Source organism: Vreelandella nigrificans, assembly GCF_002374315.1.
In the GTDB taxonomy this organism is placed as follows: domain Bacteria; phylum Pseudomonadota; class Gammaproteobacteria; order Pseudomonadales; family Halomonadaceae; genus Vreelandella; species Vreelandella nigrificans.
The window spans coordinates 42,749-56,274 of the sequence record NZ_NWUX01000008.1 but is presented as its reverse complement, the minus strand read 5'-3'; the positions used below and the strand labels follow the sequence as shown (position 1 = coordinate 56,274).

15 protein-coding genes are annotated in these 13,526 nt (G+C 50.3%); 11 read left to right on the top strand and 4 right to left on the bottom strand.

The annotated features are described in order from the left end of the window. Positions 1-14 precede the first annotated feature (14 nt). The 11 genes from CPA45_RS11015 to CPA45_RS10965 all read left to right on the top strand — a co-directional run bounded on the left by CPA45_RS11015 (position 15) and on the right by CPA45_RS10965 (position 10,350). Entirely contained in the window at positions 15-938 is a 924-nt protein-coding gene (locus CPA45_RS11015) for an ABC transporter substrate-binding protein (RefSeq protein ID WP_096651592.1), read from the top strand. Next, the gene (locus tag CPA45_RS11010; RefSeq protein WP_208858496.1) at positions 931-1,875 is read left to right on the top strand and encodes an amino acid ABC transporter permease; all 945 of its coding nucleotides are present in this window, start codon (positions 931-933) and stop codon (positions 1,873-1,875) included. The genes CPA45_RS11015 and CPA45_RS11010 overlap by 8 nt, the downstream gene beginning before the upstream one ends. Continuing rightward, a complete protein-coding gene (locus CPA45_RS11005) occupies positions 1,872-2,633 on the top strand; it encodes an amino acid ABC transporter ATP-binding protein (RefSeq protein ID WP_096651591.1) in 762 nt (253 codons plus the stop codon). The genes CPA45_RS11010 and CPA45_RS11005 overlap by 4 nt, the downstream gene beginning before the upstream one ends. A 169-nt stretch (positions 2,634-2,802) precedes the next feature. Continuing rightward, positions 2,803-3,636 (top strand): transporter substrate-binding domain-containing protein, encoded by an 834-nt coding sequence (locus CPA45_RS11000; protein WP_096651590.1) that lies wholly within the window; start codon positions 2,803-2,805, stop codon positions 3,634-3,636. 130 nt (positions 3,637-3,766) lie between these two features. After that, positions 3,767-4,468: an amino acid ABC transporter permease gene (locus CPA45_RS10995; protein ID WP_096651589.1), complete on the top strand. Its 702-nt coding sequence runs from the start codon at positions 3,767-3,769 to the stop codon at positions 4,466-4,468. A 13-nt stretch (positions 4,469-4,481) separates the two neighbouring features. Beyond that, on the top strand, positions 4,482-5,225 hold the full coding sequence (locus CPA45_RS10990) for an amino acid ABC transporter ATP-binding protein (protein ID WP_096651588.1): 744 nt from the start codon (positions 4,482-4,484) through the stop codon (positions 5,223-5,225). A gap of 168 nt (positions 5,226-5,393) precedes the next feature. Then, a complete protein-coding gene (locus tag CPA45_RS10985) occupies positions 5,394-6,383 on the top strand; it encodes an aliphatic sulfonate ABC transporter substrate-binding protein (protein ID WP_208858495.1) in 990 nt (329 codons plus the stop codon). 21 nt (positions 6,384-6,404) lie between these two features. After that, complete coding sequence (locus CPA45_RS10980; protein ID WP_096651587.1) at positions 6,405-7,250, top strand: ABC transporter permease; 846 nt, start codon at positions 6,405-6,407, stop codon at positions 7,248-7,250. Positions 7,251-7,252: 2 nt separating this feature from the next. Continuing rightward, positions 7,253-8,008 carry an ABC transporter ATP-binding protein gene (locus CPA45_RS10975; protein WP_096651586.1) on the top strand — a complete coding sequence of 252 codons (756 nt, stop codon included), beginning with the start codon at positions 7,253-7,255 and terminating at the stop codon, positions 8,006-8,008. 127 nt (positions 8,009-8,135) lie between these two features. Continuing rightward, entirely contained in the window at positions 8,136-9,059 is a 924-nt protein-coding gene (locus CPA45_RS10970; RefSeq protein ID WP_096651585.1) for a sulfurtransferase, read from the top strand. 112 nt (positions 9,060-9,171) lie between these two features. Then, complete coding sequence (locus CPA45_RS10965) at positions 9,172-10,350, top strand: YeeE/YedE family protein (RefSeq protein WP_096651695.1); 1,179 nt, start codon at positions 9,172-9,174, stop codon at positions 10,348-10,350. Between the two features lie 58 nt (positions 10,351-10,408). Here the strand turns inward: CPA45_RS10965 and CPA45_RS10960 are convergent, their stop codons facing one another. From CPA45_RS10960 to CPA45_RS23280, 4 genes are all read right to left on the bottom strand, one after another. Then, complete coding sequence (locus CPA45_RS10960; RefSeq protein WP_096651584.1) at positions 10,409-11,230, bottom strand: MetQ/NlpA family ABC transporter substrate-binding protein; 822 nt, start codon at positions 11,228-11,230, stop codon at positions 10,409-10,411. Between the two features lie 23 nt (positions 11,231-11,253). Next, positions 11,254-12,297, bottom strand: coding sequence for an isopenicillin N synthase family dioxygenase (locus tag CPA45_RS10955; protein ID WP_208858494.1), 1,044 nt, complete (start codon positions 12,295-12,297; stop codon positions 11,254-11,256). A 124-nt stretch (positions 12,298-12,421) separates the two neighbouring features. After that, positions 12,422-13,078: a methionine ABC transporter permease gene (locus CPA45_RS10950; protein ID WP_035536934.1), complete on the bottom strand. Its 657-nt coding sequence runs from the start codon at positions 13,076-13,078 to the stop codon at positions 12,422-12,424. Next, positions 13,056-13,502, bottom strand: a complete 447-nt coding sequence (locus tag CPA45_RS23280; RefSeq protein WP_422822032.1) for an NIL domain-containing protein — start codon at positions 13,500-13,502, stop codon at positions 13,056-13,058. The genes CPA45_RS10950 and CPA45_RS23280 overlap by 23 nt, the downstream gene beginning before the upstream one ends. Positions 13,503-13,526 lie beyond the last annotated feature (24 nt).

The window sequence follows — 13,526 nt, the reverse complement described above, 5'->3', positions numbered from 1 at the left end:
ATGGGAGAGTAAACATGGTCAAAAAAACGATACCTTCGGTGTTTTTCAACGTCGTTGGCGCATCTCTCTTTACGCTGTTACCTGTGGTTGCATTAGCACAGCAGGCAAGCGTGCCTTTTAATACGGAGTTTGAGGTTGAAGCGGATGCTGAGTTGCAAACACTGCTTCCTGAAACCACCAGAAGTGCCGGGGTGCTTGCCCTTGGCTCAAACCCATCCTCGCCGCCGTTTGGCTTTTACGGTGAGGATGGGCGTTCTATTGAAGGGCGAGAGATCGATGTAATGAGCGCCGTCACCCGCAAGCTAGGGCTTGAACCGCAATGGTATGACGTGGGCGGTTTTGACAATCTTATTCCCGGCTTAACGACTGGCCGCTATGACGCCGTGTTATCTAATATGCACGTGACGGCAGAGCGCCTTGAGCGGATCGACTTTGTCAGCTTCTTTAATACCAACCAATTAGGCTTGGTGGTGCAAGCGGGCAGCCTAGATGAGCCATATACCGACTTCGCACAGCTATGTGGAAAAACCGTTGCTGCAGGCTCCGGAACCACGAATGCATTTATGCTCGAAGACGCCAGTGAACGCTGTGTCGTAGAGGGCCTAGAACCCATAGAAATACCTCTATTTCCTGACCGGGCTTCAGGTGTTCAGTCTGTTATCAGTGGGCGTTCGCCCGCATTTTTTGGCCCCTATGAAGGCCTTGCTTATGAGGCGGCGGCGACCAATGGGCGCTTAGAAATTGGCGGTACTTTTGAAGTGCCCGCGAACCAGGTGGGCATTGGCTTACCCAAAGATTCACCACTCACAGAGCCGGTTCGCCAAGCCGTCAACGCGCTGATTGAGGATGGCACCTACGCACAGATTTTGACTAAGTGGAATATCGAGCATGGCGCTATTACAGAGGCTCGTGCAAATCGGGATATCTTAGATGAGTAATAGAGCGTTCACTAATGCCGGCAGTAATGCCGGCATGACCACCAGCGAGCCTCTTATAGTCGTACCTTTAAAGCACTACGGTCGCTGGTGCTGGGCTGCGTTGACATTGCTGCTAGCCGTGGCTGCGATGAACTCGATAGTAAATAACGCCAATTTTGAATGGTCATTGGTAGCGCACTATTTAACCAGTGCAACGGTGTTGGCTGGAGTGTGGATGACGATAAAACTGACGGTATTATCACTGTTACTCGGCTTTGCAGGTGGTGCTGTATTGGCATTAATGCGCCTGTCTAGTAACCCCGTACTGGTAGCCGTTAGTTGGACATACACTTGGTTATTCCGCGCCGTACCTTTGCTGGTCCAGCTGTTTCTTTGGTACAACGTGGCGGCTCTTTACCCGCATTTAGCCATTAATCTGCCATGGGTTGGCTTGGTGTGGTCTGCACCGATGAACAGCATCATTAGCCCTTTTAGCGCTGCCGTGCTGGCGTTGGTACTACACCAGGCTGCTTACGCTGCTGAAATCATTCGTGCAGGTATTCTTGGTATTGGCAGTGGCCAGAATGAAGCCGCTAAGGCGCTGGGGTTTGACCGCTGGCAAACCATGAGTAGGATTGTATTGCCGCAGGCCATGCGTACCATATTGCCTCCGGCGGGTAATGAAGTGATTGGCCAATTAAAAACCACTGCGGTGGTCTCCGTGATCGCACTGCAGGACTTACTTTACTCTGTGCAGATTATTTATCAGCGCACTTATGAAGTGATTCCACTACTGATGGTGGCAACCCTTTGGTACATCGCCATGACATCAGTGCTTTCCATAGGTCAGTACATTGTTGAACGGCATTTTGGTCGCGGCGTGGCTGCTCAGGGGAGAGCGCCCTGGGAATATGTAAATGATTTCCTCGGCTTCAAGCAAAAACGGGGAAAAATATGAGTGCCGACATTAACATTCAGGGAGTTAACAAATCGTTTGGTTTTAATAAGGTACTTGATAGCGTTGATCTCAGCGTCCCGGCAGGTTCTGTCTGTGTGATTTTAGGGCCCTCCGGTTCAGGCAAATCAACACTGCTGCGGTGTATCAACCATCTTGAACGGATTGATGCGGGTACCATTCGGGTGGGCGATGAGCTAATTGGTTATCGTCAGGAGGGGAACCGTCTATTCGAACTGCAAGAGTATAAGATCGCTCGCCAGCGAACCTCTATCGGTATGGTCTTCCAACACTTTAATCTGTTCCCTCATTGGACGGTATTACAGAACCTGATAGAGGCGCCTATTCGGGTAAAGCGCGAATCCAAAGCGGTTGTAATGGAGCGTGCCCACCGCTTACTTAAGCGAGTGGGGCTCGCTGAGCGTGCCAATGCTTGGCCGCGTGAGTTATCGGGTGGCCAGCAGCAGCGGGTGGCTATTGCCAGAGCATTAGCGATGGAGCCAGACGTTATGCTGTTCGATGAGCCCACTTCCGCACTCGACCCTGAGTTGGTCGGCGAGGTACTAGAAGTCATGCGCTCGCTGGCAAAATCGGGCATGACCATGGTGGTGGTGACCCATGAAATTGGCTTTGCCCGCGAAGTTGCAGACCAAATCATTTTTATGGATGGTGGCGTCATTGTGGAGGCGGGTAGCGCCGAAACTGTTTTGGATGCTCCTCGTCACTCTCGTACCAAGGCTTTCCTTTCTACCGTGCTATAAGCCTACTGATATTCACAATCGGCAATAATGAATTAGCTTTTCAGAGATTGTGATTTCCTGCCAAGGCCCTTTATGAGTAATGTCACGCTTCTTCACCAGCTGTGTTTTAAGCGGCGGTTCGGTCATTCAGTGAAAAGTAGATATTAAGAATAATCCAAAGAGGTAGGGCATGAAAAACATAGGGTTCTCGAAGGCAGTGGTGGGACTTGCTGCGAGTGTATGTATCTATGGTGGTAGCGCAATCGCAGATGATTCGTGGCAGAAAGTAGAGCAAAAGGGAACCTTGGTGGTGGGCACGTCAGGCACCTATGCACCGATCACCTTCCTTGATGAAAACAATCAGCTCACAGGGTTCGAAGTGGAGCTGGTTCGGCAGGTTGCCGAGCAGCTTGGTATTGAGGTCGAGTTTAGCCTAATGGCCTTCGATGGCATTTTGCCCGCCTTACGCAACGGGCAAATTGATGTTGCTGCGCATGATTTTGCAATTACTGAAGCACGCCAAGAAATCTTCGACTTTGTTGAGCCTCATAAGTACTCCTATGGCTCCATTGTCGTACGCGCTGAGGACGTGGACAATTTTACCTCTGCTTATGACTTGGAAGGCGTTGACGTAGCACTGGGCTCTTTAACCAGTAATTATGCGATTTTTGCCGATAACATTAGCGCACACGGAGTTGCCTATGATGGTGGGGTCGAAGCCATTTTAAGGGATATCATCAATGGCAACCGAGATGCTTATTTAAATGATTACCTTGTGTTACGCCGTACCTTAGAAGGCTTTGACGATGATCGTTTGGCAGTGGCAAGCGATGTTAAGTATCACTCGACGCAAAGTGCGATGGCTGTCTTAAAGGGCAATGAAGCGCTAAGAGACAAATTGAGTGAAGCGGTGGTGACGCTAATTGAGAACGGCACGGTGACTGATTTGGCTATCGAGTTTCTAGGTGAGGATGTTTCAACCCCGCCAGATGATGAGTCCATTGTTAGCCTTGAGGGCGAGTAAGCCCTCTCTTTATATGTTTGTTAACGCCTTAATCCACAATAGGCCCACAGGAATGTGGGCTTTCTTATTGGCTGATGAGGGCTGGCGAAGGTTTAGCCCGCTATATCTATTGCTACAGTAAAGGATATTAATGATTGATTGGTTTTCAAGAATAAGGTGGGAGCATCTTTACGATGCAGAGCTGGCGCGTAATTCACTGCCTTTTTTGTTAGAAGGGTTGAAGATAACGCTCTTTATAGCCGCATTTAGTATGTTCTTCGCGCTGGTGCTTGGCGTATTGTTGGGTATTGCCAGAATGTCCAAATACGCGATATTACGCTTACCTGCCCGTATCTATATTTCGTTTATGCGGGGTACGCCGCTGCTGGTATTTATTTTTATTCTTTACTATGGGCTACCAGTAGTGGGCGTTCAGTTCTCTAGCGCAGTGGTCGCCGGTATCGTTGGTATCAGTTTGAACTTCGCAGCCTACAATGCTGAAGTGGTTAGGTCGGCGGTGATGTCGGTCCCTCGCGGGCAATGGGAAGCAGCCACTTCGCTACAAATGAGCTATATCCAGTCGCTACGCAGAATTGTGCTCCCTCAAGCGACCCGCATTGCGCTGCCCCCCACGTTTAACATCTTTATGGATATTGTGAAGGGAACTTCCTTAGCTTCGGTGATTACTGTTCAAGAGCTTCTATACAGCGCACGACTGATCTCTGGGCGAACCTACGACAGCATGACCATGTATATCACGGCTGCGCTTATCTACTGGATTGTGTGTATTGTCATTGGTCACTTTCAGAATAGGCTTGAAGTCAGATATAGCCGTTATTTGAACCGTCATTGATGAGTATAACTATATGATTGAGGTAAGAAATCTCAAGAAAAAATTTGGTGATCACACGGTGCTTGAGTCCATAGACTTCCAGGTAAGTAAAGGCGAAGTGGTGTGTTTGGTGGGTGCTTCCGGCTCTGGAAAAACAACATTACTACGCTGCTTGAACTTACTGGAGATGCCCGATGAGGGCAGCATCACAATAGGTGCAAAAACGCTCAAATTTGGTGGTGGGTCGGTAAGGCGTAATGATATTAAAGAATTAAGACGTTTTTCGGGAATGGTGTTTCAAAGCTTTAATCTGTTTCCTCATAAAACCGTTATGGAAAATATCATTGAAGCCCCAATAATCGTTCAATCTCGACCTAAAGCTGTGGCTATCGAAGAAGGTAAAATATTGCTGAGCAAAGTAGGCATGCTTGAGCATCAAGACAAGTATCCCGATGCGCTATCTGGAGGCCAGCAGCAGCGAGCAGCTATCGCAAGAGCGCTGATGATGAAGCCTGAGGTCATGCTGTTTGATGAACCAACGTCAGCACTTGATCCACAATTGGTACGTGAAGTTCTCAAGGTGATTGAAGGGTTGGCTAAAGAGGGCCAAACCATGGTGATTGTCACTCACGAAATGAATTTTGCAAGAAGGGTAAGCAGTAAAGCGTTATTTATGGATAAAGGATTTATTGTAGAAAGTGGTAAAGCTGCCGAGGTACTCACCAACCCTAAAGAAGCAAGCACGCGTGAGTTTCTTGCATTGCTGGACGATGATTGACAAGATTTTATGGCATTCTAAGGTGAAGAGTGTGCTTAGTTTTTATATGTTATTTTAAATAAGCAATGCTTTTTTCCTTATTTAATAAATGATGGGGCCGGGCTTTATTGTCTTTAAGCGCATCTAATTACTGATTGCTTACGTTAAAGCCCTTGTGGAGAGCCCTTGATGAAAAAGAAATTTTCTTTCCCGCATGCCGTTCGTCGCTGGTGGCTATGGCCAATGTCCGTGGTCTTGTGGTTTAGCGTCTCTGCTGCCCATGCACAAGTACGGGAAATCGTATTGGATTATGCCACTTATAACCCGGTAGGGCTGATTTTAAAAGAGCAGGGGTTTTTAGAAGAAGAATTAGCGGAAGATGGCATCAATGTTCGTTGGGTGCAGTCACTGGGCTCCAATAAGGCACTTGAGTTTCTAAACGCGGGATCGCTTGATTTTGGTTCTACCTACGCGGCGGCATCGTTAATTGGTTTTGTAAACGGAAACCCGATTCGCGTCGTTTATACCTATACCCGTCCAGATGGTGTTGCCTTGGTGCGCGGGGCTAATAGTGATATCGAGAGCGTTGAAGACCTGGCGGGTAAGCGAGTGGCCGTTACCCGTGGTACCGACCCACATATTTTCCTGATTCGCGCACTTGCGAAGCACGGCCTCACAGAACAGGACATTAATTCCGTACTGCTTCAGCATCCAGACGGGCGTACGGCGTTGGCGCGAGGCGATGTAGATGCCTGGGCAGCGCTAGACCCGTTAACCGCTGCTGCGGAGTTAGAGAATGGTGCAGTTCCCTTCTATAAAGACCCTGAGTTAAGCACCTGGGGCTTTTTGAACGTTCGTGAAGAGTTCGCGCAAGAACATCCCGAATTGGTCATCAGAGTCCTGGCAGCTTATGAGCGTGCCCGGGAATATGCGCTAGAAAATCCACAAGAAGTGGTGGATGTGCTTGTCAGTGTTGCTCGCCTGCCTGAGGAAATTATTGAGCGTCAGTTAACCCGGGAAGACTTTACCAACAGTGAAGTGGGCGATGTCCAGCGCCAGTTTGTGCTTGAGGCAGGTCAGGCCTTGCAAAACGTTGGTGTTATCGATGCATCGGTCAATATTGATGAAACGGTCGGGGCGCTGCTCGATCCTAGCTTCCTGCTGGCGGTGGATGAGTAGGACCAGAGAAGGAGATGCATCATGAGTGCTGTTAAGAGCGAAATTGCTTTACCCCGTGATGATGAGGGAGGTCACTCTGAGTTACAGGCGAATGATTATCCGTGGCTCAAGTCCTCTTCCCTTGGGGTGATTTTGCCGCTTGCATTGGCGATTGGCTGGGAGCTGGTCGTTTATCTGGGATGGGCGGAAGGGCGGCTGTTGCCGCCCCCTAGCCGTATCCTCGCCACGCTTTGGGGCTTAACTGCAGGTGGCGAATTGGCACTGCACATAGGCGCCACGCTGTGGCGAGTGGCCATGGGGTTTTTAATCGGTGCTGTTGCTGGCATTGCGATTGGCGCAGCGGTGGGTTACCAGCCACTTCTACGGCGTTTATTAGACCCCAGTGTGCAAGCGCTGAGAGCGATTCCTTCATTGGCCTGGGTGCCGCTTTTTATTCTTTGGTTGGGTATTTTTGAGACTTCCAAGGTTGCGCTGATTGCCGTAGGTGTTTTCTTCCCGGTTTACTTAGGCGTTTCGGCAGCAGTGATGACGCTGGATCGTAAGATTGTCGAGGTTGGGAAAATCTTTCGTCTCTCAGGGTATCGCTTGGTGTGCCGGATATTTATTCCAGCAACGCTACCGAGTGTCATTCTTGCCCTGCGCACAGGGCTTGGGTTGGGCTGGATGTTTGTTGTAGCGGCAGAGTTGATGGGCGCTTCCCAAGGCCTTGGGTATTTGTTGGTAGATGGACAACAGATGGGGCGTCCAGATCAAATCTTAGCGGCCATTATCGTGTTTGCAGTGATTGGCAAGCTCACGGATGGCTTGATCGTAACGCTCAGCGCTCCCTTCCTGCGCTGGCAGGATAACTTTGCCGGAGGACACTAAGTATGTTGGAGTTACATCGCCTTTCAAAAACCTACCCTAACGGGACAGCGGCGCTGAGCAATTTTTCGCTTGAGGTTCGTGCCGGTGAAGCTGTCGCTATTGTCGGGGGCTCCGGGTGTGGGAAAAGCACGTTGTTGCGCTTGATCGCAGGATTGGAAAACGCCACGTCAGGGATTAGGCGTGTCGATGGTGATGAGATTACTGAGCCTCACCCCAAAATAGGGTTGGTTTTTCAGGAGCCTCGACTACTTCCGTGGTTATCCATTGAAGAAAATGTGGCCTTTGGGCTAGAGGGGTTAGACATAACCGAGAAACACCAGCGTGTGTATGCCGCTTTACGAAGTGTCGGGTTAGACCACCAGGGTAAAAAATGGCCAAGGGAAATGTCAGGAGGGATGGCGCAACGGGTGGCACTTGCCCGCGCCCTGGTGGTTCAGCCAAGCGTGCTGCTGCTCGACGAGCCTTTTTCAGCGCTGGATGCGCTCACCCGGTCTCGTCTTCAAGATCATCTCGTACGTTTATGGGAAGAAACGCGGATGACGTTGGTTTTGGTCACCCACGATATTGAAGAGGCACTGGTCGTTGCTAACAGAGTAATCGTGCTCAAACCGCACCCAGGAAGAATTGATGATATGCAGGAGGTATCCCTTACTCGGCCGCGCAATCGGGATGACTCCTCCTTTGAAGCAGCAAAGCGAGAGTTACGAAATAAGCTGGATCAATCACTGGTTGTACCAAAAAGAGCGTTTGCCGGTTAAGTTTTTTATTCGGTAGCTTTAGTTTTTAAATCTTTAATCCAGAAAATTATATCGCTTAAAAGTATTTATTTAACTTAGAGAGACTTCACTACTATCTCATAGGTAGGTTAAACAAAAGGGGACGGTAATGAAAATTCAACACTATATTGGCGCATCATTTATTAGCACATGCTTAGCTGTGTCGGCTGCCAGTGCTGCTGATAGCGAGTTTTTGGTCAGCACGGAGTGGCTGGAAAATAATCTCGAAAGTGAAGACTTGGTGGTTTTTGAAGTTAGCGTAAATCCAGGTGTGTACGAGCGGGGCCACATACCCGGCGCTGTCAATGTTAGCTGGCATACGGACTTAGTGGATACGGTTAACCGTGACATCGTTAGCCAGGAGAATTTCCAGTCCTTACTTCGGGATGCAGGGGTATCTGAAGGTGACACCATTGTTCTTTATGGGGATACCAATAACTGGTTCTCGGCATGGGGGGCTTGGGTATTTGATATTTATGATGTCGCCAACGTTAAGCTGCTGGATGGTGGTCGTAATAAATGGGAAGCCGAAGGCCGTACGTTAACGCCTATCGCACCGACACCTGACGCAGGTGACATTACCATTGCGAGTGTCAATTCAGAGCTGCGCGCCTTTTTACCTGATGTGTTAGCGGCGGCGAAAAACGAAGCGGATGTTGACGTTGTTGATATCCGTTCGGCGGATGAATATACGGGTAAAATTTTCGCGCCGCCCGGTGTTCAGGAGCTTGCGGTTCGCGCAGGTCATGTGCCCGGCGCTGTGAATGTTCCCTGGGGTGAAGCGGTCGCTGAAGACGGTACTTTTAAATCGGTTGAAGAGTTACGCCAGGTATACGCCAACGTGGGTATTAATGGTGATAAACCTATCATTACCTACTGCCGTATTGGTGAGCGTTCCAGCCACACCTGGTTTGCCTTAAGCAAACTGCTGGGATACGACGTGAGCAATTATGATGGTTCATGGACTGAGTACGGTAATGCCGTTGGCGTCCCTGTCGCTAACCTGTCAGGCACCGTCTGGGGTGGTCAGTAAGCTGTAGCGTTTTAGTGTTCCTCTTCCTTGGAGTTCAGGCAGTGCGTTTGCACTGCCTTTTTTATGGATGAACACTTTTTATTGGCAAGTAGAGATGATTAGTAGGGACTTTATGTCGAATTTTCAGAGCGATAGGGTAGGTAGGATCAGTTTTCCGCCCGCTCGGCAGTGGCTATTTCCTTTACTGGTAGTGGCAGGTGTTGTTCTCTTTGCCAAATGGGTAATCGCGCCTAGCGATAGCGGGCATCTTGAAATGTCACTTTGGCTTGGGGTGTCGTTTGGGGCGTTACTACAGCGTTCACGGTTTTGCTTTTATTGCGTATCAAGGGATTTTTTTGAACGGCGTGATGCGGCTGGGTTGCTAGGCATTGTGGCTGCGTTGGCGGTCGGCTTGGTGGGTTACCATTTTATCTTTGGTGCGTTTATGCCAGTGCCTCGTGCTGATCGTTTACCCCCGGGGGCACATATTGGCCCTATTAGCTGGGTGTTGGTGGTGGGGGCGTTTACCTTTGGCATCGGCATGTCATTAGCTCGCTCCTGTGTCAGTGCTTTGTTTTATCGGTTGGGGGAAGGCATGGCGACCGCACCCATTGGATTGCTGGGTGTCATCGTTGGGTTTGCGCTTGGCTTTGCCAGTTGGAATACGCTTTATCTTCAAGCGATACAAAGCGCGCCGGTTATTTGGCTGCCTCACTATTTAGGTTATGAAGGGGCATTGTGGTTACAGCTGGTCGTGCTGGCTTCCGTGGCGTTGGTATTGGCGTGGCGCCATCAAATAATGCCTGCGTCGAATACAACCATGTGGTGGCGTAAGCGCTGGCCAACCTGGGCAGGCGGACTTCTCATAGGTGCTTTAGCCGCACTGGCTTACCTTAGGGTGGGCCCCTTTGGTGTTACGGCGGAAATTGGCAGCTTAGCGCGAACAGGGGCAGATACTTTTGGCTGGCTACCGACTCGGCTTGAAGGCTTGGATACCTTCAGGGGGTGCGCCACTGTTATTAAGGAAACGCTCTGGAGTAATAACGGCTTATTTGTTATCGGTGTGACCTTAGGTGCGTTTGCCTCGGCACTTTCAGCTGGCGATGTAGTTTTCAAAAAGCCCTCTTTTAAAGAGCTCACGCGGACATTTGCTGGCGGGGTGCTGATGGGGTGGGGGGCTATGGTCGCACTAGGCTGTACGGTCGGCACTTTATTATCTGGCATTATGGCGTCAGCTCTTTCAGGCTGGGTCTTTGCGGTATTTTGTATGGCAGGGCTGTATCTAGGTTGGCGCATTCAATACCGTGGATGATCGTGGTGGTGCTCATCCTTATGCCAGCAGGATGAGCCACCCATCACGCTTTTGCCTATCAGTGAACCGGTAGTACCGCACCGTCATAGCGTTCGCGAATAAACTCAGCGACTTGCTCTGACTCTAATGCGTCAGCAAGCGCAATAAGCCGTTCATCATCGGCAAGCTCTTCACGTGTTACCAGTATATTGGCGTAAGGGTTGTCGTGGACTGTTTCTAATACCAGCGCATCCTCGTCGGGGGTGTAACCTGCTTCTAACACCCAATTGCCGTTGACGATCGCCGCGTCAACATCTGCTAATGCACGCATTAATAGCGGCGCATCGATGGGCACTATCTCAAGTTCATATGGGTTTTCGGCAATATCCAGTTCCGTTGCTTGCGTCAGCTCCGCTCGGCTAACGCCTGGTGCCAATGAAAGTAATTCGGCATCTTCTAATAAAAAGAGGGCACGACTCAAGTTGGTTGGGTTATCCGGTACGGCGATACGTGCGCCCTTGGGCAATGCTTCCAAGGTGTCATACCGGCTTGAGTAAAGACCTAACGGTTCGATATGTACGGTAGCAATCACCGTCAGTGGCTGTGAAAAATTGGCACCATCTGTTTCCAGGTAAGGCACATGCTGAAAGAAGTTGGCATCGATATCACCACCGGCTAAAAAGCCGTTTGGATTCATTTGACCGGTAATCTCGATAATTTCAAGCGAGAGGTTATCCAGAAGATAGCTATCAGCAAACTCGAGGATAGCTGCATGAGGCAATGATGAGGCCATGATAGTCAGTGTGTCTGTGGCTTCGTTAGCATGGACAGCCAGTGAGAGAGCCCCTATGAACAGGCCACTGACAGAACGGGTAACGCGACGACGGCGCTGGGTAGTCATACGTATTCCTTATCAAAGAGCATTCAGGGTAAGAATTCAGGATAAAAACGTTCGGTAACATCTGGGTGCGAGCGCAATCGGCCTTTTAAAGCGTTAGGGCCGATATCACGAAAGAGGGGGTTGTCGGGATCGCTTTCCGGGCCCAGCGCATCTTTGGCTAGATGCTCGGGCAACGGTAAGAGCGGCACACTGCCTTCCAGGCTAGGGGACAGAAAATAGCCAATGGAATAGCGGGTGACTCCTGCATCGGGTACTAGAACCCTATGTAGCGTGGCGCGGAGGTAGCCGTTTGTGGCGAGTTCAAGAATCTCACCAATATTAACCACCAAGGCCCCCGGGATTGGCGGTACATCGAGCCACTCGCCGTTTTTTTCTACCTGTAAACCAGGGTGATCATCTTGAAGTAGCAGGGTTAAAATGCCCGCATCTTTATGCGGCCCCACTCCTTGGCGTTCATGTGCCTGATGGCTACCTGGGTAGCGAATCAACTTCAGTAGTTGCGCAGGGGCTTTATTGATTAAGCCATCTAAGGCAGTCTCCGGCTGCTCCAGGGCGACCGAAAATGCATGTAGCAGGCTGATGGCAACACTACGCAGCGTTGCAGACCACTCAAGTGTTACTTCACGTAATTCAGGCAGCCTTGAAGGCCACTGATTCGGCCCTTGTAATCGCATCCAAGCCGGGTCTTTCGACGAGAGTTCAAGGGCGGGTAACTCCGCACCGATATCTATTTGTTCTCGTCGATCCGGTACCCCTCGGGTTAACTCGCGACCTAGCTGGGTATAGCCACGAAAGTGAGGCGAGTTGGCCATGCTGATGGCATTTTTTTCTGCTTGTGGTAGCGCGAAGAAGCGCCTGGATACCTGCCATATTTGTTGAATAAGAGTGTCATTAACCCCATGGCCAATAAGGTAGAAAAAGCCAACATCGCGGGCTGCTTGACGTAGGTTGGCTAAAAACGTCTGGCGCTGATCGGTCCTCTGGAAATCACGCAAATCCAGAATAGGAAGCGCAGGCTGTTTCTGGGGAGTGTCGGGGGTTGCTCCGCGACGCTTGTTTGTCATCATGTTTCCTCGTAAGTAATACGCTGGAGATCCTGCTCCAGCGCCATGGTGAAGCCATGCTCTTTACCCAATACCATTTTCTAAATGGGTTGGGTGCCTAGCTTAATTAAGAGTAAGAAGTATTGGCCTACCTATTCTTTAAAAGGTAAACATAGCGATCCCCGGCATACTGGATGATGGCAACAATAGCGATAAGAATGGCAATAACAGCAAGCATCACGGTGGTGTCGTAACGCTGGTAGCCGTAACGAATCGCTAGGTCGCCTAACCCGCCTGCACCAATGGCACCTGCCATGGCAGAGGCAGAGATCATGGCCACAAGCGTGATGGTGAAGCCGCCGATAATCCCTGGTAATGCCTCAGGCAGAAGAACGTTGAATATGATATGGCGCTTTTGGCAACCCATCGCCTGGGCAGCCTCAATCACCCCTGAGCTGACTTCTCGCAAACTCACCTCGGCGATGCGCGCAAAGAAGGGCGTCGCGCTCACAGTAATAGGCACAACGGCTGCCCAAACGCCAATGGTTGTCCCGGTAATCAAGCGGGTAAGTGGGATCAACGCCACCAGCAAAATAATAAAGGGTGTGGCGCGGAAGCCGTTGACGATACTGCCAAGCACCCTGTTAACCAACGGCGCTTCAAAAATTTGGCCTTTGGCCGTGGTCACCAAAATAATGGCCAGTGGAATACCAACAAACCATACAATCGCCGCTGATACACCCACCATATAAAGCGTATCGAGAAAGGCTTGCCAAAGTGCATCAAGCATTCGCTGGGACAGCATAGCCGAGTACCTCCACGGTTGAGACAAGGTCATTAATAGTTTCGAGACGTTGGGCTAGCTCGTGTTGCTGATAGGGCAGGCTGACAAGCAGCTCGCCTTGTGGGTGACCTTGAAGCCGACCAATGCCACTCTGCAGTAGTCTGAGATCACCACCTAAGCGCTGACTGAGTATTCCCAGGGGTAGGTATGTGGCTGCGGTTCCATCGAAAAAAAACTTAACAATCGCTCTGGAAGTGTTATCCGCGGGTGTGGCAGATATCGCCTGAGCAATGTCGTCGGATATTTTAGGTTTTAATGGCGCCAGTAACGCCTGGGTAGCTTCGTGTTCAGGGCGACCGAACACTCGCCAAACAGGCCCCAGTTCAGCCAACGCGCCGTCCTCAAGTACCGCCACACGGTCACATATTTGACTAATCACTGACATCTCGTGAGTAATCAGCACGACGGT

Excerpts from the sequence above, each read along its gene's own strand:
- CPA45_RS11015 (WP_096651592.1), top strand. The coding sequence starts at position 15 with ATGGTCAAAAAAACGATACCTTCGGTGTTTTTCAACGTCGTTGGCGCA.
- CPA45_RS11010 (WP_208858496.1), top strand. The coding sequence starts at position 931 with ATGAGTAATAGAGCGTTCACTAATGCCGGCAGTAATGCCGGCATGACC.
- CPA45_RS11005 (WP_096651591.1), top strand. The coding sequence starts at position 1,872 with ATGAGTGCCGACATTAACATTCAGGGAGTTAACAAATCGTTTGGTTTT.
- CPA45_RS11000 (WP_096651590.1), top strand. The coding sequence starts at position 2,803 with ATGAAAAACATAGGGTTCTCGAAGGCAGTGGTGGGACTTGCTGCGAGT.
- CPA45_RS10995 (WP_096651589.1), top strand. The coding sequence starts at position 3,767 with ATGATTGATTGGTTTTCAAGAATAAGGTGGGAGCATCTTTACGATGCA.
- CPA45_RS10990 (WP_096651588.1), top strand. The coding sequence starts at position 4,482 with ATGATTGAGGTAAGAAATCTCAAGAAAAAATTTGGTGATCACACGGTG.
- CPA45_RS10985 (WP_208858495.1), top strand. The coding sequence starts at position 5,394 with ATGAAAAAGAAATTTTCTTTCCCGCATGCCGTTCGTCGCTGGTGGCTA.
- CPA45_RS10980 (WP_096651587.1), top strand. The coding sequence starts at position 6,405 with ATGAGTGCTGTTAAGAGCGAAATTGCTTTACCCCGTGATGATGAGGGA.
- CPA45_RS10975 (WP_096651586.1), top strand. The coding sequence starts at position 7,253 with ATGTTGGAGTTACATCGCCTTTCAAAAACCTACCCTAACGGGACAGCG.
- CPA45_RS10970 (WP_096651585.1), top strand. The coding sequence starts at position 8,136 with ATGAAAATTCAACACTATATTGGCGCATCATTTATTAGCACATGCTTA.
- CPA45_RS10965 (WP_096651695.1), top strand. The coding sequence starts at position 9,172 with ATGTCGAATTTTCAGAGCGATAGGGTAGGTAGGATCAGTTTTCCGCCC.
- CPA45_RS10960 (WP_096651584.1), bottom strand. The coding sequence starts at position 11,230 with ATGACTACCCAGCGCCGTCGTCGCGTTACCCGTTCTGTCAGTGGCCTG.
- CPA45_RS10955 (WP_208858494.1), bottom strand. The coding sequence starts at position 12,297 with ATGATGACAAACAAGCGTCGCGGAGCAACCCCCGACACTCCCCAGAAA.
- CPA45_RS10950 (WP_035536934.1), bottom strand. The coding sequence starts at position 13,078 with ATGCTGTCCCAGCGAATGCTTGATGCACTTTGGCAAGCCTTTCTCGAT.
- CPA45_RS23280 (WP_422822032.1), bottom strand. The coding sequence starts at position 13,502 with ATGTCAGTGATTAGTCAAATATGTGACCGTGTGGCGGTACTTGAGGAC.